The following is a 16315-nucleotide window of genomic DNA, read 5'->3' as shown; positions in this document are numbered from 1 at the left end:
TGGCGTTTAGAGAATGAATACACAAGAACTGGCGAAACTGCGTTCAATCGTGCCCGAGATGCGTCGCGTCCGGCACATTCACTTTGTCGGCATTGGCGGTGCTGGCATGGGCGGTATTGCCGAAGTGCTGGCCAACGAAGGCTACCAGATTAGCGGCTCCGATTTGGCGCCCAATCCGGTTACGCAGCAATTGACGTCGCTTGGCGCCACGATTTATTTCAACCATCGCCCGGAAAACGTAAGCGATGCGAGCGTAGTGGTGGTTTCCAGCGCGATCTCTGCCGATAACCCGGAAATCGTCGCGGCACATGAAGCGCGCATTCCGGTGATTCGCCGTGCAGAGATGCTGGCGGAATTAATGCGTTTTCGCCACGGCATCGCCATTGCCGGTACGCACGGCAAAACGACCACCACCGCGATGGTGGCAAGTATTTATGCAGAAGCCGGGCTGGACCCGACTTTTGTTAATGGTGGCCTGGTTAAAGCCGCTGGCGTGCATGCGCGCCTGGGGCACAGCCGTTACCTGATTGCTGAAGCGGACGAGAGCGATGCCTCGTTCTTGCATCTGCAACCGATGGTGGCGATTGTCACCAATATCGAAGCTGACCACATGGATACCTACCAGGGCGACTTCGAGAATTTAAAAACGACCTTTATCAACTTCCTGCACAACCTGCCGTTCTATGGCCGTGCGGTGATGTGCGTCGACGATCCGGTGATTCGGGAGCTGTTGCCGCGTGTAGGTCGCCAGATTACGACCTACGGCTTTAGCGATGATGCGGATGTTCGCGTGGAAAACTACCGCCAGGTTGGTCCGCAAGGGCACTTTACGCTGGTGCGCCAGGATAAACCGGAACTGCGCGTGACGCTGAATGCGCCGGGTCGCCATAACGCGTTAAACGCGGCGGCGGCTGTTGCGGTAGCGACGGAAGAGGGGATCGAAGATGACGCGATCCTGCGCGCGCTGGAAAGCTTCCAGGGCACAGGCCGCCGTTTCGACTTCCTCGGTGAATACCCGCTGCAAGATGTAAACGGTAAAGCCGGTACCGCGATGCTGGTTGACGATTATGGTCACCATCCGACAGAAGTGGACGCCACTATCAAAGCAGCGCGTGCAGGCTGGCCGGATAAAAACCTGGTGATGCTGTTTCAGCCGCACCGTTACACGCGTACTCGCGATCTGTATGACGATTTTGCCAATGTGCTGACCCAGGTGGATTCGCTGTTGATGCTGGAAGTTTATCCGGCGGGCGAAGCAGCGATCCCTGGCGCAGATAGCCGTTCTCTGTGCCGCACTATTCGCGGGCGAGGCAAGATCGATCCGATTCTGGTCTCCGATCCGGCGCAGGTTGCCGCGATGCTGGCACCGGTGCTGACCGGTAACGATCTGATCCTGATCCAGGGTGCCGGTAACGTCGGGAAGATTGCGCGCAGCCTGGCCGAGAGCAAACTGAAACCGCAGACTGTGGAGGAGGAGCGCCGTGGCTGAGAAAGTAGCGGTTCTGCTGGGCGGAACCTCCGCCGAGCGTGACGTTTCGCTTAATTCCGGTGCAGCGGTGCTGGCAGGTTTGCGTGAAGGCGGTGTTGATGCGCATGGTGTGGATCCGCGCGATGTGGATGTCACCCGCCTGAAAGAGATGGGGTTCAGTAAAGCGTTTATCGCCCTGCATGGCCGCGGCGGCGAAGATGGTACTCTGCAGGGGCTGCTGGAATTAATTGATATTCCCTACACCGGAAGCGGTGTGATGGCCTCGGCGATTTCGATGGATAAATGGCGCAGCAAGCTGTTGTGGCAAGGGGCAGGGTTGCCCGTCGCGCCGTGGGTAGCACTGACGCGCGGCGAATTTGAATCAGGCCTGAAAATTATTGATATTCAACGGATTGAGGTGCTGGGGTTACCTGTTATTGTCAAGCCCAGCCGCGAAGGCTCAAGCGTCGGGATGTCAAAGGTCGATAAAAAAGAAGAACTGCATGCAGCATTAACGCTTGCATTTCAACATGATGATGAAGTTCTGATCGAAAAATGGCTCTGTGGGCCGGAATTTACCGTCGCATTGCTTGGAAATGAAATTTTACCGTCGATTCGTATTCAACCGGCGGGAATATTCTATGATTATGAGGCGAAATATCTCTCTGATGAGACGAAGTATTTTTGCCCATCAGGTCTGGAAGCGGACAATGAAGCAGCATTACAAGCCCTGGCGCGTGAAGCCTGGCAAATTTTAGGCTGTCGTGGCTGGGGCCGTATTGATGTCATGCTGGACAGCGATGGACAGTTTTATTTGCTGGAAGCGAACACGTCGCCAGGAATGACCAGCCATAGTCTGGTGCCGATGGCGGCACGTCAGGCGGGGCTGAGTTTCTCCCAGTTAGTTGTTCGCATTCTGGAATTGGCGGAGTGATATGTCACAGGCTGCGCTGAACACGCGAAACCGCGAAGCGGAGGCTGTTAAAATCTCCCGCCGCAACAATGGAACGCGTCTTGCAGGTATCGTATTCCTGCTGACGGTGCTGTGCACTGTGTTGGTGAGTGGCTGGGTGGTACTGGGCTGGATGGACGACGCGCAGCGTTTGCCGTTATCAAAGCTGGTGTTGACAGGCGATCGCCATTACACCCGCAACGATGATATTCGCCAGTCTATTTTGGCGTTGGGCGCGCCCGGCACGTTTATGACGCAGGACGTTAATATCATTCAAAGCCAGATAGAACGTCTGCCCTGGATCAAGCAGGCGAGCGTCAGAAAACAGTGGCCAGACGAATTGAAGATTCATCTGGTTGAATATGTGCCCATTGCACGGTGGAATGATCAACATATGGTCGATGTGGACGGCAACGCATTTAGCGTGCCGGCCGAACGTACCAGTAAACAGGTTTTACCGATGTTGTACGGCCCTGAAGGGAGCGAAAGCGAAGTATTACAGGGCTACCGTGACATGGGGCAAGTGCTGGCAAAGGATAAATTCACGTTAAAAGAGGCGGCGATGACCGCGCGGCGTTCATGGCAAGTAACGCTCAGCAATGACATCAAGCTTAATCTGGGCCGTGGCGATACGATGAAACGTCTGGCGCGCTTTGTGGAACTCTACCCGGTGCTCCAGCAACAGGCGCAAACGGATGGCAAAGAGATTAGCTACGTGGATTTACGCTATGACTCAGGTGCGGCCGTAGGCTGGAAAGCGGCCCCTGTTCAGGAACCGAATCAGCAGCAAAATCAGGCACAACAGAATCAGGCACAGGCAGAGCAACAATGATCAAGGCGACGGACAGAAAACTGGTAGTAGGACTGGAGATTGGCACCGCGAAGGTCGCCGCTTTAGTAGGGGAAGTTCTGCCCGACGGTATTGTGAATATCATTGGCGTAGGCAGTTGTCCGTCTCGTGGGATGGATAAAGGCGGAGTGAACGATCTGGAATCGGTGGTGAAATGCGTTCAGCGCGCTATCGATCAGGCTGAATTGATGGCCGATTGCCAGATTTCATCGGTCTACCTTGCGCTCTCGGGGAAACATATTAGCTGCCAGAACGAAATTGGTATGGTGCCGATTTCGGAAGAAGAAGTTACGCAGGAAGATGTGGAAAACGTGGTGCATACGGCTAAATCGGTCCGCGTGCGCGATGAACACCGTGTTTTACATGTGATTCCGCAGGAGTACGCTATCGACTACCAGGAAGGGATCAAAAACCCGGTAGGTCTGTCTGGCGTACGCATGCAGGCGAAAGTGCATTTGATTACTTGCCATAACGACATGGCGAAAAACATCGTTAAAGCCGTTGAACGATGTGGTTTGAAAGTTGACCAACTTATTTTTGCCGGACTGGCTTCCAGCTACTCCGTGCTGACTGAAGATGAACGTGAGCTGGGTGTCTGCGTTGTCGACATCGGCGGTGGTACAATGGATATGGCGGTTTATACCGGCGGTGCGCTGCGTCATACCAAAGTTATCCCTTATGCCGGGAACGTGGTAACCAGCGACATTGCTTATGCCTTTGGTACACCGCCGAGCGATGCTGAGGCGATTAAAGTTCGCCATGGTTGTGCATTGGGTTCGCTGGTTGGCAAAGACGAGAGCGTTGAGGTGCCGAGTGTCGGCGGCCGTCCGCCGCGTAGCCTGCAGCGTCAGACGCTGGCAGACGTTATCGAGCCGCGCTACACCGAGCTGCTCAACCTGGTGAACGACGAAATTTTGCAGTTACAAGAACAGCTTCGCCAACAAGGTGTGAAACATCATCTGGCGGCGGGGATTGTGTTGACTGGCGGTGCTGCGCAAATGGAAGGCCTGGCGGCCTGCGCGCAGCGCGTGTTCCATACTCAGGTGCGTATTGGTGCGCCGCTCAATATTACTGGCTTAACGGATTACGCCCAGGAGCCGTATTATTCAACGGCGGTGGGGCTGCTGCACTACGGGAAAGAGACCCATTTAAGTGGTGAAGCAGAAGTTGAAAAACGCGTGTCAGTGGGTTCGTGGTTCAAAAGAATCAACAGCTGGCTGCGAAAAGAGTTTTAATTTTTTTCAGAGACCGTAGAGAATTAGCGGTTTCAGGCGACAGGCACAACGGAGAGAGATTATGTTTGAACCGATGGAATTAACCAACGACGCGGTGATTAAAGTCATCGGCGTCGGTGGCGGCGGCGGTAACGCCGTAGAGCATATGGTGCGCGAGCGCATCGAAGGGGTTGAGTTCTTCGCGGTGAATACCGACGCGCAGGCGTTGCGTAAAACAGCGGTGGGGCAAACCATTCAGATCGGTGGTGGTATCACCAAAGGTCTGGGCGCTGGGGCAAACCCTGAAGTTGGCCGTAACGCGGCGGAAGAGGATCGTGAAGCGCTACGCGCTGCGCTGGAAGGTGCTGACATGGTCTTTATCGCAGCGGGAATGGGCGGCGGTACCGGTACCGGTGCGGCACCTGTAGTGGCTGAAGTTGCAAAAGATCTGGGTATCCTGACCGTTGCTGTCGTGACCAAGCCTTTCAATTTTGAAGGCAAGAAGCGTATGGCATTTGCGGAGCAGGGGATTACTGAGCTGTCCAAGCATGTGGACTCGCTGATTACCATCCCTAACGACAAACTGCTGAAAGTGCTGGGTCGTGGTATTTCTTTGCTGGACGCATTTGGTGCGGCGAACGATGTTCTGAAAGGCGCAGTGCAGGGTATTGCCGAGCTGATTACGCGCCCGGGTCTGATGAACGTCGACTTTGCTGACGTGCGTACTGTGATGTCCGAAATGGGCTACGCGATGATGGGTTCTGGCGTTGCCAGCGGCGAAGATCGCGCGGAAGAAGCGGCCGAAATGGCGATTTCCAGCCCGCTGCTGGAAGATATCGATCTGTCTGGTGCGCGAGGCGTGCTGGTTAACATTACGGCGGGCTTTGACCTGCGTCTGGATGAGTTCGAGACTGTGGGTAACACTATCCGTGCGTTTGCATCGGATAACGCAACCGTGGTTATCGGTACTTCCCTTGACCCGGATATGAACGATGAACTGCGTGTCACTGTTGTTGCGACCGGTATCGGTATGGACAAGCGTCCGGAAATTACCCTGGTCACCAATAAACAAGCGCAGCAGCCGGTAATGGATCGCTATCAGCAGCACGGCATGCAGCCGATGCAGCAGGAGCAGAAACCAGCGAAAGTGGTTAACGACAATACGCCGCAGACCACCAAAGAGCCTGATTATCTGGATATTCCAGCGTTTTTGCGTAAACAAGCCGATTAAGAATTTGCTGGAAGTTGGGCTTCGTCGCTCTTTGTGCTAAACTGGCCGTCCGATTGTGTTATACAATTTGGATGGATTGGTAATTAGGCGAGATTATACGATGATCAAACAAAGGACACTTAAACGTATCGTTCAGGCGACTGGTGTCGGTTTACATACCGGCAAAAAAGTCACACTGACGTTGCGCCCTGCGCCGGCAAATACCGGGGTCATCTATCGTCGCACTGACTTAAATCCACCGGTAGACTTCCCGGCTGATGCTAAATCTGTGCGTGATACAATGCTCTGTACTTGTCTGGTCAACGAGCATGACGTGCGGATTTCAACCGTTGAGCACTTGAATGCTGCTCTGGCGGGTTTAGGCATCGACAACATTATTGTCGAAGTTGACGCGCCGGAAATTCCGATTATGGATGGCAGTGCAGCACCATTCGTTTACCTGCTGCTGGATGCAGGGCTCGAAGAGCTGAACAGCGCCAAAAAATTTGTTCGCATCAAAGAAACGGTGCGCGTTGAAGACGGTGACAAGTGGGCTGAGTTCAAACCGCATAACGGTTTCACACTCGACTTCACCATCGACTTTAACCACCCGGCAATTGATGCCAGTACGCAACGTTACGCAATGAACTTCTCTGCCGACGCGTTTATGCGCCAGATTAGTCGCGCGCGTACTTTCGGTTTCATGCGTGATATCGAATACCTCCAGTCTCGTGGACTGTGCCTGGGCGGTAGCTTCGATTGTGCCATCGTAGTTGATGATTATCGCGTACTGAACGAAGACGGCCTGCGTTTCGAAGATGAATTTGTTCGCCACAAAATGCTGGATGCAATTGGCGATCTGTTCATGTGTGGTCACAATATTATTGGTGCATTTACCGCTTATAAATCTGGTCATGCGCTGAATAATAAACTGTTGCAGGCTGTTCTGGCGAAACAGGAAGCCTGGGAATATGTGACTTTCGAAGACGAAGCAGAACTGCCGCTGGCATTCAAAGCCCCGTCAATGGTTCTGGCGTAACGCCATAACCTCAAAATCGACTGGTTAACCTGGCACTCTCTCCGGTCAGGGAAACCAGTCGTTTTTATTTGTGCATTTCATCAAAAACGCCGGTGCGCGAATTAAATTCAAAACCTTTCTCCCGCTTTTTTTAGCGCGACTGCTGCTTTCCTGTCCAGTTTTCTGCCTTGCTATGCCCGAATACTGCTGTGGCGTGATGGCTTTAGTGGTAAGATTTGGGGCGCAAAACGACATACACTGACGCATTTTGAGACAGGTGTGATTTTAGGGTGGAGCAAGTGAGCGGAATACTGACGCGCTGGCGACAATTTGGCAGACGCTATTTCTGGCCGCATCTCTTATTAGGGATGGTCGCGGCGAGTTTTGGTTTGCCTGCACTTGCCTGCAATACAGAAACGGCTCAGCCAGCGCGCGAAACGACCCGCAATCACGATAACGCCAGCGCGGTCAATTTCAGCAGCTTTGCCTTGCTGGAAGCCAAACGTCGTCCGAATTTCACCGTCGACTACTGGCATCAACATGCCATTCGCACCGTTATTCGCCACCTTTCGTTCGCCATGGCACCGCAAGCGCTGCCGGTGGCAACGGAAGAGCCGTTGCCGATTCAGGCACATCATCTTGCTTTGCTGGACACGCTCAGCGCGCTGCTGACGCTGGAAAGTAAGCCACCAGCAATTGTTCGTCTTGCTGTCCAAACCACTTTCGTACCGCATACCGCGTTTCGCGTTTCCACCTGGATAAGCCAGGTACAAGGTATCCGCGCCGGGCCTCAGCGTCTCAGCTAAAAAACGAGTCTTTTTATCCATTTTTTAGCTCCGTAAAACGGGGCGCTTGAGATTTTTATTATGCTTACCAATTTGTTAACTAAAGTATTCGGTAGTCGTAACGATCGTACGCTGCGTCGCATGCGTAAAACTGTTGCCCAGATTAACGCCATGGAACCGGCCATGGAGCAGCTCAGCGATGACGAGCTGAAAGGTAAAACTGCTGAGTTTCGCGCACGTCTGGAAAAAGGCGAAAGCGTAGATAGCCTGCTACCAGAAGCGTTCGCCGTCGTGCGAGAAGCGAGTAAACGCGTGTTCGGCATGCGCCATTTCGACGTGCAACTGCTGGGCGGTATGGTGCTTAACGATCGCTGTATCGCAGAGATGCGTACCGGTGAAGGGAAAACGTTAACCGCAACATTGCCGGCCTACCTGAACGCCCTGAGCGGTAAAGGCGTGCACGTCGTAACGGTGAACGACTATCTGGCGCAACGTGACGCCGAAAATAACCGTCCACTGTTTGAATTCCTCGGCCTGAGCGTTGGCATCAACCTGCCGGGCATGCCGTCTGTCGCTAAGCGCGAAGCCTACGCCGCTGACATTACTTACGGTACGAACAACGAATACGGCTTCGATTACCTGCGCGATAACATGGCGTTCAGCCCTGAAGAACGCGTGCAACGTAAACTGCACTACGCACTGGTGGATGAGGTCGACTCCATCCTGATCGATGAAGCGCGTACTCCGCTGATCATCTCTGGTCCGGCGGAAGACAGCTCCGATCTGTATAAAAAAGTGAACAAAATCATCCCGCATCTGATTCGTCAGGAGAAAGAAGATTCTGACACTTTCCAGGGTGAAGGCCACTTCTCCGTAGACGAGAAAGCGCGTCAGGTTACCCTGACCGAACGTGGTCTGGTGCTGATTGAAGAGCTGCTGGTAAAAGAAGGCATCATGGAAGAGGGCGAGTCGCTCTACTCTCCTGCGAATATCATGCTGATGCACCACGTCACTGCTGCTCTGCGTGCCCACGCGCTGTTTACCCGCGATGTTGACTACATCGTGAAAGATGGCGAAGTCATTATCGTTGATGAACACACCGGACGTACCATGCAGGGTCGTCGCTGGTCCGATGGTCTGCACCAGGCCGTTGAAGCCAAAGAAGGCGTGGAAATCCAGAATGAAAACCAGACTCTGGCTTCGATCACCTTCCAGAACTATTTCCGCCTGTATGAAAAACTCGCCGGGATGACCGGTACTGCGGATACCGAAGCGTTCGAATTCAGTTCAATCTATAAACTGGATACCGTTGTCGTTCCGACTAACCGCCCAATGATCCGTAAAGATATGCCGGATCTGGTCTATATGACTGAAGCGGAAAAAATTCAGGCGATTATCGAAGACATTAAAGAGCGTACGGCTAAAGGTCAGCCAGTGCTGGTGGGGACTATCTCCATCGAAAAATCAGAAGTTGTGTCCAATGAGCTGACAAAAGCGGGCATCAAGCACAACGTTCTGAACGCCAAATTCCACGCCAAAGAAGCAGATATCGTGGCGCAAGCGGGATACACCGGTGCGGTGACCATTGCGACGAACATGGCCGGTCGTGGTACGGATATCGTGCTGGGCGGGAGCTGGCAGGCTGAGCTGGCTGAGATCGAAGATCCAACGCCTGAGCAAATCGCCAAAGTGAAAGCCGACTGGCAGGTGCGTCACGATGCAGTGCTGGCGGCGGGCGGCCTGCACATTATCGGTACTGAGCGTCACGAATCACGCCGTATCGATAACCAGTTGCGTGGTCGTTCTGGTCGTCAGGGTGATGCGGGTTCCTCCCGTTTCTACCTCTCCATGGAAGATGCGCTGATGCGTATTTTCGCCTCCGACCGTGTTTCCGGCATGATGCGTAAGCTGGGGATGAAGCCGGGTGAAGCGATTGAACACCCGTGGGTCACCAAAGCCATTGCCAACGCCCAGCGTAAAGTGGAAAGCCGCAACTTTGACATTCGTAAGCAACTGCTGGAATACGATGATGTGGCCAACGATCAGCGCCGCGCGATTTACACCCAGCGTAACGAATTGCTGGACGTATCTGATGTTAGCGAAACGATTACCAGCATTCGTGAAGATGTCTTTAAAGCGACTATTGATGGTCATATTCCGCCGCAGTCTCTGGAAGAGATGTGGGATGTTCCTGGTCTGCAGGAACGTCTGAAAAGCGACTTCGACCTCGACCTGCCGATCGCAGAATGGCTGGATAAAGAGCCGGATCTGCATGAAGAAACGCTGCGTGAACGTATTCTGCAAAGCGCGGTTGAAACCTATCAGCGCAAAGAGGAAGTTGTTGGCGCAGAGATGATGCGTCACTTCGAAAAAGGCGTAATGCTGCAAACGCTTGATTCCTTGTGGAAAGAGCACCTGGCGGCGATGGATTATCTGCGTCAGGGTATCCACCTGCGTGGCTATGCGCAAAAAGATCCGAAGCAGGAATATAAGCGTGAATCTTTCGCCATGTTTGCTGCGATGCTGGAGTCGCTGAAATACGAAGTCATCAGCACGCTGAGTAAGGTACAGGTGCGTATGCCGGAAGAAGTGGAAGAGATGGAGCAGCAGCGCCGTCAGGAAGCTGAACGTCTGGCGCAGATGCAGCAACTGAGCCACCAGGATGACGAATCCGCCGCTGCGGCTGAACTTGCCGCACAAACTGGCGAACGCAAAGTAGGGCGCAACGATCCGTGCCCGTGTGGTTCCGGTAAAAAATACAAACAGTGCCACGGGCGTCTGGCATAACGCGTTAATAATAATTACGAAGGCGCAGATATCTGCGCCTTTTTTATGGGATCTGCAGAATGAAAATACTCAACATCGCCGTAGGGATCATCCGTAATCCGCAAGGAGAAATCTTTATTACCCGGCGAGCCGCCGATGCGCATATGGCAAATAAACTGGAATTCCCCGGCGGCAAGATTGAAGCCGGTGAAACCCCTGAGCAGGCTATGATCCGCGAATTACAGGAAGAAGTGGGTATAACACCTGTTGAAGCGGTACTGTTTGATAAGCTGGAATATCAGTTCCCGGATCGCCATATCACGTTGTGGTTCTGGCTGGTAGAGCGCTGGGAAGGGCAGCCCTGGGGTAAAGAGGGACAACCAGGCGAGTGGATAGCGCAGGATAAGCTGAATGCGGAAGATTTCCCGCCGGCGAATGAACCCGTTATCACCAGGCTGGCGCAGCGCTAAGCAACACGCCAGCTGGTTTGTTGGCGATTACGGCTGCTCTTCACTCCAGTCATCGCTGTCGGAGAGATCGCCTGAACTTGGAATGCGCTTCTCTTCTGCAGCCCATTCACCTAAGTCAATAAGCTGGCAGCGTTTGGAGCAGAAGGGGCGAAACGGGCTTTCTTCACCCCAGACCACAGATTTGCCGCAGGTTGGGCAGTTAACCATCGTAGCTTCAGTCATTACGGAACTCCTTAACAGCAGGCCAGTTCAAAATCCAGCCGCTCCGGTACCAGGCCGTTTTCGCTGTCGAGGGGCATAAAACGTATAGCAAAGCGGCTCTTATGGCCGGAAATTTGTGGATATAAACGCTCTTTCAAAGGCAATTGCAGGCGCAGCAGGTCGGCATCTTCGCCATTATCCTGGTAAAAACCATTCAGGCTGGTCTGGCGACGAAATGGTGCAGCGTTGCGAATAAGATCAAGGATCAGCGATAGCGTTGCGCGCAGCGGTTCAAGGCTTGCAAGCCATATTTCGATTTGCGCATCGCGCTGTTCTTGCGGTAAGTGCAGCCACATATGCAACGTGGGCAAATCGAAACTACAACATCCGCCGGGGATACTCAGGCGCTGTCGCACCAGCCCAATCAGGCGATCTTCACGTAATAACTGACCGATGCGTGGTGCGGTCATCAACACAGCGCCGCTCTCTTTCAACTGCTGGCGGATAGCCTCAATACGATTGAGATCAACGCCGGGCACTTCGCTCCAGGCGCGCAGTTTACGTTGCTGACGTTCCAGCTCTTTCAGTAATTCAGTGCGGGTATCGCCCCGCTCAAACACATCCAGCAATTCACCTACGTTGCGGAAAAAGTGCAGCGCGCCTGCGTGATCGCTCACCGGTAAATGAACCGAAAGTTGTTGCAGTAAAAACTCAACGCGCAGCCAGGTACGCATCTTTTCATTAAGCGGATGTTCAAAAAGGATGTGGGTGTGCATTACGGTTTTTCCTGTGATACGGCCTGCGAAGCATAACGTAGATAGGCTGCATGCAGGCGGGCAACATCCGATGCTATCGCATCTGGTGCGCCATTATTGTCAATAACATCATCCGCGATGGCAAGTCGCGCTTCACGCGTGGCCTGAGCCGTGAGAATTTTTTCTGCATGTTCTCGGCTCACGCCATCGCGCTGCATGGTGCGTAAAATTTGTGTCTCAACCGGGACGTCGACGACTAAAACGCGATCGGCTTTATCATAAAGCTGGTTTTCCACCAGCAACGGAACAACCCACAGTACATAAGGTGACGTCGCTTGCGCAATCTGGTGCCGGGTCAGTTTTTGAATAAGCGGGTGGAGTAAACCGTTTAGCCATGCTTTATCGGCTGGGGATGCAAAAATATGTTCGCGCAACAAACGACGATTCAGTGATCCGTCCTTAAGCAGCATTTCAGCGCCGAAATGTCCGACAATGGCGCGTAATGCTTCGGTTCCGGGTTCCACAACCTGACGTGCGATAATATCCGCGTCGATAACATTAACACCCAATTCAGCAAAGGCATTTGCCACGGTGCTTTTACCGCTGCCGATGCCGCCAGTTAACGCGACCGTATACCCCATAACGCTTAGTCCTAAAATAGCCTGCCATTCACCACTCTGCGTCTTTTTTCCTGCTTTCGTAACGGTATTTTGCCGTCTCTGATAAGAGAAAAACGCAAAAGTGCTAATATAATTATTAAATTATTCAGTTGGTTGTGATTAAAGCAAGCGACAATGAAATCAATTAACCCAAACTTGCCTGTTCACCAGGTAAATTTATAGGATTGTAGCGTAAAAAAAGAGAATTTCGCAGTCTTGCACGGTCCTTATTAGCGCGTATGATAGCGTCACTGGAGTTGTGAGTTTGTCATGTCGCCATTAACCCCAGGAATCTGCACACATGCGTATTGAAGAAGATCTGAAATTAGGTTTCAAAGACGTTCTTATCCGCCCTAAACGTTCTACCCTCAAAAGCCGTTCCGATGTTGAACTGGAGCGCAAATTCACATTTAAACATTCCGGGATGAACTGGTCCGGCGTACCCGTTATCGCTGCCAATATGGATACCGTTGGCACGTTTGCGATGGCGAAAGCGTTGGCGTCCTTCGATATTCTTACCGCTGTACACAAACACTACTCTGTTGAAGACTGGAAAGCCTTTATTCAGCGTGAGTCTGCTGATGTGCTGCGTCATGTGATGGTTTCTACTGGCACATCCGATGCCGATTTCGAAAAAACCAAACAGATCCTCGCGTTACATGCAGATCTGAATTTTGTCTGCATCGATGTGGCGAACGGTTACTCAGAACATTTCGTGCAGTTCGTTGCTAAAGCACGTGAAGCCTGGCCGAATAAAACTATCTGTGCCGGTAACGTCGTCACGGGTGAAATGTGTGAGGAGCTGATTCTTTCCGGCGCCGACATCGTGAAAGTGGGTATCGGCCCGGGTTCTGTGTGCACCACTCGCGTAAAAACCGGCGTCGGTTACCCTCAGTTGTCTGCGGTGATCGAGTGTGCCGATGCGGCTCACGGCCTCGGGGGGCAGATTGTCAGTGACGGTGGCTGTACCGTACCTGGCGATGTGGCGAAAGCTTTCGGCGGCGGCGCGGATTTCGTTATGCTGGGCGGTATGCTGGCGGGCCATGAAGAGAGTGGTGGTACCATCGTTGAAGAAAACGGTGAGAAATTTATGCTTTTCTATGGCATGAGCTCTGAATCCGCCATGAATCGCCACGTTGGTGGTGTTGCAGGTTACCGCGCGGCGGAAGGCAAAACCGTGAAGCTGACGTTGCGTGGCCCGGTGGAAAATACCGCGCGCGATATCCTCGGTGGTTTGCGTTCAGCCTGTACTTATGTTGGCGCTTCCCGCCTGAAAGAGCTGACCAAACGCACCACCTTTATCCGCGTTCAGGAGCAGGAAAACCGCGTTTTCAATAGCCTCTGACGAGTTTGCAGGCGCACAGCGTTGCGCCTGCATTATCTGCCACCACTCATCGCATCTCCCAGATGAAAGATGGGCAAATACATTGCCACAACTAATACCCCGATAATAAGCCCAGTAACCACCAGTAATAGCGGTTCCAGCACTGCGGCCAGACCATCAGCCTGACGCTGGGTTTGTTCGCTATGATGCCGGGCCAAATTCTCCAGCATGCTGTCCAGCGCGCCAGAAACTTCCCCTGTGCGAACCAACTGAATGCACAATGGTGGGAATTCACCACTCTGTTGTAACGCTGCCGAAATAGCCGCACCCTGAGTAATTTCCTGATGCGCGCGTTGCAGCACCGCCTGCCAGTAAGGGCAGGAGAGAGTTTCCCGTACGCTCTCCAGCCCTTGCAAAAACGCGATCCCCGCACGCTGCGTCAGTGCCAGGACGGTAAATATCTGGCTCAGGCGCTGGCCACGAAGCAGCGGGCCAATGATCGGGCTTGCCAGTAGTAACCGCTGCCGATGGCATTGCCAGCCTGTATGGTTGCGCAGCATCCGTAAAGCACCACCTGTTAATAATGCGCACACCATTAAGGGCAGTGCCGCTTGCTGCATGATCGCAGCACCCGCAATGACACCTCGCGTCAGCATCGGCAGCGGGGTATTGAATGTCCGGTAAATGGCGGTGAATTCCGGTAGTACCAGATAGATCATGGCCAGCACCACGACGGCAGTCAGTGCGAGGATGATTAACGGATAGCGCAGCGCTTTTTTCACTTTCAGTGTTAACTCTCGCTGCGCTTTTTGCTGGCTGGCGAGTTTAAAGCAGCACTCATCCAGCTTGCCGGTTAATTCACCGGTGCGAATCATTGCCAGCCAGAGCGGTGGAAACACTTCTGGCCATTGGCGCAGTGCAGCGGAGAAGGTTTCACCCTGCTCCAGCGCTTGTGCCAGATGATGTAACAATGCGCGCCACTGCTTTGCAGGGTGCTGTTCAGCCAGAAGTTGTAACCCTTCCGGCAGCGTGAGTCCTGCCCGCAGTAAGGTTGCCAGTTGATGAAGTAACTGGCTGCTGTGTTCCGGCTTCCAAAGTGCGCGCCGTATGACGCAGCGCTTTATCGCAAGCGGATGAATTTGCTGTTGGTTCAACAGCAACAGTGTGCTGGTGCGGTTTTCGCTCCAGAACAACCCACTTTGCAGTTCACCGCTTTTTTCGAGCCCGGACCATTGCCAGAGTTGTTTACTTGCCATCAGGGAAACCCAATATGCGCACCAGCTCCTCGAACGTGGTCAGCCCTTGTTCAACGGCGAGGCAGCCATGCTGAAAAAGCGTAGTCATCCCCCCTGCGCGTGCCCGCTGTTCGATCTCATCCGCGCTGAGATCGCTGGCGATGGCCTGGCGAACGTCCGGGGTGATGGCGAGTACTTCGAATAACGCGACGCGTCCATAGAAACCGTGATAGCACTGCTCACAACCTTCGGCGCGCCAGCGAGGCAGCGGGCGCGGCCACAGATTGTCGGGCAAATGGTTATTTTCCACTCCCAGCTTGCGGCAATGCGGGCACAGTTTTCTCACCAGCCGCTGCGCGACAACCAACGAAAGCGCGGAAGAGATCATCCAGCGCGCAACCCCCATTTGCTGAATGCGCACCAGCGTTTCGCTGGTCGAGTTGGTGTGTAATGTCGACAGCACCAGGTGGCCGGTTTGTGCGGCTTTGATGGCGATTTCCGCCGTTTCGCCATCGCGGATTTCGCCGACCATAATGATATCGGGATCCTGGCGCAGTAAGGCGCGCAGCACACTTTGAAAGGTCAACCCGGCACGCGGGTTAATCTGCGTCTGATTCAAACCGTTCAGCGGGATCTCGACCGGATCTTCAACGCTGCAGATGTTGACCTCCTGCTTGTTACGCGCCTGAAGTGCGCTGTATAGCGTTACTGTTTTACCACTGCCGGTAGGCCCGGTGACCAGCAACAGCCCCTGTGGTTGCGCCAGCGCGTTATTAAAGAGCCCCATTTGCGTTTCCGTCATACCAAGGGCGGCGATCTCCAGCGCCTGGTTAACTTGGTGCAAAAGCCGTAAGACGACTTTTTCGCCGTGGCGGCAGGGCAGGGTTGCGATACGAAACGAAACAGACTGCCCTGACAACTCGACATTGAACTGTCCATCCTGTGGGAGACGTCGTTCGGCGATATCAAGATTACCGAGCACTTTTAGCCTTGCTGTCAGGGTGCTGGCAAGTGTGCCGGGGAGCGGCGTTAAAGCATGCAGTACCCCGTCAACACGCAGGCGAATGACATACTGGGTTTCGCCGGGCTCAAAATGGATGTCGGAAGCGCGTAGCATCAGTGCCTGTTGCAGTGTGTGGTTTAAAATTTCTACCGCAGAGCCGCTCTCTTCTTTGGGCTCTTGTATTACCGGTACTGGGGGCTGCGCGGTTACCTGCTGGTGCTTATCCATCTGTTCCGGTGTCCAGCAGCGGATATCGATGCGTTTTTGCACCGCGAATTGCAGCGATTCCATCAGCTCTGTGCTGGGGCTATCCACAACGGCAATAGTGAGCACATCGATTTCGTTATTGAGCACAACCGCATTGTGGCGCTGGCAGAGCGCGATAAGTTTTTCCTCTTTCATTGC

15 protein-coding genes are annotated in these 16315 nt (G+C 53.5%); 10 read left to right on the top strand and 5 right to left on the bottom strand.

The features are described from left to right. The first annotated feature begins 13 nt into the window (after positions 1–13). From murC to mutT, 9 genes are all read left to right on the top strand, one after another. Complete coding sequence (gene murC / locus O3S68_RS19225) at positions 14–1489, top strand: UDP-N-acetylmuramate--L-alanine ligase (RefSeq protein ID WP_269232236.1); 1476 nt, start codon at positions 14–16, stop codon at positions 1487–1489. After that, entirely contained in the window at positions 1482–2402 is a 921-nt protein-coding gene (locus O3S68_RS19220; RefSeq protein WP_269232235.1) for a D-alanine--D-alanine ligase, read from the top strand. The genes murC and O3S68_RS19220 overlap by 8 nt, the downstream gene beginning before the upstream one ends. A 1-nt stretch (position 2403) precedes the next feature. Continuing rightward, positions 2404–3252: a cell division protein FtsQ gene (gene ftsQ, locus O3S68_RS19215; protein WP_045511930.1), complete on the top strand. Its 849-nt coding sequence runs from the start codon at positions 2404–2406 to the stop codon at positions 3250–3252. Next, entirely contained in the window at positions 3249–4505 is a 1257-nt protein-coding gene (gene ftsA / locus O3S68_RS19210; protein ID WP_017457932.1) for a cell division protein FtsA, read from the top strand. The genes ftsQ and ftsA overlap by 4 nt, the downstream gene beginning before the upstream one ends. A gap of 61 nt (positions 4506–4566) precedes the next feature. Then, a complete protein-coding gene (gene ftsZ / locus O3S68_RS19205; protein ID WP_007373153.1) occupies positions 4567–5715 on the top strand; it encodes a cell division protein FtsZ in 1149 nt (382 codons plus the stop codon). Positions 5716–5815: 100 nt separating this feature from the next. After that, positions 5816–6733, top strand: coding sequence for a UDP-3-O-acyl-N-acetylglucosamine deacetylase (gene lpxC / locus O3S68_RS19200; RefSeq protein ID WP_020456551.1), 918 nt, complete (start codon positions 5816–5818; stop codon positions 6731–6733). A gap of 278 nt (positions 6734–7011) precedes the next feature. After that, the gene (gene secM / locus O3S68_RS19195; protein ID WP_269232234.1) at positions 7012–7518 is read left to right on the top strand and encodes a secA translation cis-regulator SecM; all 507 of its coding nucleotides are present in this window, start codon (positions 7012–7014) and stop codon (positions 7516–7518) included. Between the two features lie 60 nt (positions 7519–7578). Further along, complete coding sequence (gene secA, locus O3S68_RS19190) at positions 7579–10284, top strand: preprotein translocase subunit SecA (protein WP_269232233.1); 2706 nt, start codon at positions 7579–7581, stop codon at positions 10282–10284. Between the two features lie 59 nt (positions 10285–10343). Continuing rightward, entirely contained in the window at positions 10344–10733 is a 390-nt protein-coding gene (gene mutT, locus O3S68_RS19185; protein ID WP_020456554.1) for an 8-oxo-dGTP diphosphatase MutT, read from the top strand. Positions 10734–10760: 27 nt separating this feature from the next. Here mutT and yacG read toward each other — a convergent pair whose 3' ends face one another. From yacG to coaE, 3 genes are read right to left on the bottom strand one after another with little or no spacing between them, the layout of a single operon-like run. Continuing rightward, positions 10761–10955: a DNA gyrase inhibitor YacG gene (gene yacG, locus O3S68_RS19180; RefSeq protein WP_017457937.1), complete on the bottom strand. Its 195-nt coding sequence runs from the start codon at positions 10953–10955 to the stop codon at positions 10761–10763. An 11-nt stretch (positions 10956–10966) separates the two neighbouring features. Then, positions 10967–11710, bottom strand: coding sequence for a cell division protein ZapD (gene zapD / locus O3S68_RS19175; RefSeq protein WP_097406981.1), 744 nt, complete (start codon positions 11708–11710; stop codon positions 10967–10969). After that, the gene (gene coaE / locus O3S68_RS19170; protein ID WP_269232232.1) at positions 11710–12330 is read right to left on the bottom strand and encodes a dephospho-CoA kinase; all 621 of its coding nucleotides are present in this window, start codon (positions 12328–12330) and stop codon (positions 11710–11712) included. Before coaE ends, zapD begins: the two co-directional genes overlap by 1 nt. A gap of 319 nt (positions 12331–12649) precedes the next feature. Between coaE and O3S68_RS19165 the strand changes: the two genes are divergently transcribed. Further along, on the top strand, positions 12650–13693 hold the full coding sequence (locus O3S68_RS19165) for a GMP reductase (RefSeq protein WP_249880758.1): 1044 nt from the start codon (positions 12650–12652) through the stop codon (positions 13691–13693). Between the two features lie 32 nt (positions 13694–13725). Here O3S68_RS19165 and hofC read toward each other — a convergent pair whose 3' ends face one another. Both hofC and gspE read right to left on the bottom strand, forming a co-directional pair. Then, positions 13726–14928: a protein transport protein HofC gene (hofC, locus tag O3S68_RS19160; protein ID WP_269232231.1), complete on the bottom strand. Its 1203-nt coding sequence runs from the start codon at positions 14926–14928 to the stop codon at positions 13726–13728. After that, the gene (gspE, locus tag O3S68_RS19155; RefSeq protein ID WP_269232230.1) at positions 14918–16312 is read right to left on the bottom strand and encodes a type II secretion system protein GspE; all 1395 of its coding nucleotides are present in this window, start codon (positions 16310–16312) and stop codon (positions 14918–14920) included. The genes hofC and gspE overlap by 11 nt, the downstream gene beginning before the upstream one ends. Positions 16313–16315 lie beyond the last annotated feature (3 nt).

Source organism: Kosakonia sp. SOY2 (assembly GCF_027109175.1).
In the GTDB taxonomy this organism is placed as follows: Bacteria; Pseudomonadota; Gammaproteobacteria; order Enterobacterales; family Enterobacteriaceae; genus Kosakonia.
The sequence above is the reverse complement of the archived record's forward strand: the minus strand, read 5'-3'. Positions and strand labels throughout refer to the sequence as shown.

Bases quoted from the DNA above. Each gene is read 5' to 3' on its own strand.
- murC (WP_269232236.1), top strand. From the start codon at position 14: ATGAATACACAAGAACTGGCGAAACTGCGTTCAATCGTGCCCGAGATG.
- ftsQ (WP_045511930.1), top strand. From the start codon at position 2,404: ATGTCACAGGCTGCGCTGAACACGCGAAACCGCGAAGCGGAGGCTGTT.
- ftsA (WP_017457932.1), top strand. From the start codon at position 3,249: ATGATCAAGGCGACGGACAGAAAACTGGTAGTAGGACTGGAGATTGGC.
- ftsZ (WP_007373153.1), top strand. From the start codon at position 4,567: ATGTTTGAACCGATGGAATTAACCAACGACGCGGTGATTAAAGTCATC.
- lpxC (WP_020456551.1), top strand. From the start codon at position 5,816: ATGATCAAACAAAGGACACTTAAACGTATCGTTCAGGCGACTGGTGTC.
- secA (WP_269232233.1), top strand. From the start codon at position 7,579: ATGCTTACCAATTTGTTAACTAAAGTATTCGGTAGTCGTAACGATCGT.
- mutT (WP_020456554.1), top strand. From the start codon at position 10,344: ATGAAAATACTCAACATCGCCGTAGGGATCATCCGTAATCCGCAAGGA.
- yacG (WP_017457937.1), bottom strand. From the start codon at position 10,955: ATGACTGAAGCTACGATGGTTAACTGCCCAACCTGCGGCAAATCTGTG.
- zapD (WP_097406981.1), bottom strand. From the start codon at position 11,710: ATGCACACCCACATCCTTTTTGAACATCCGCTTAATGAAAAGATGCGT.
- coaE (WP_269232232.1), bottom strand. From the start codon at position 12,330: ATGGGGTATACGGTCGCGTTAACTGGCGGCATCGGCAGCGGTAAAAGC.
- O3S68_RS19165 (WP_249880758.1), top strand. From the start codon at position 12,650: ATGCGTATTGAAGAAGATCTGAAATTAGGTTTCAAAGACGTTCTTATC.
- hofC (WP_269232231.1), bottom strand. From the start codon at position 14,928: ATGGCAAGTAAACAACTCTGGCAATGGTCCGGGCTCGAAAAAAGCGGT.
- gspE (WP_269232230.1), bottom strand. From the start codon at position 16,312: ATGAAAGAGGAAAAACTTATCGCGCTCTGCCAGCGCCACAATGCGGTT.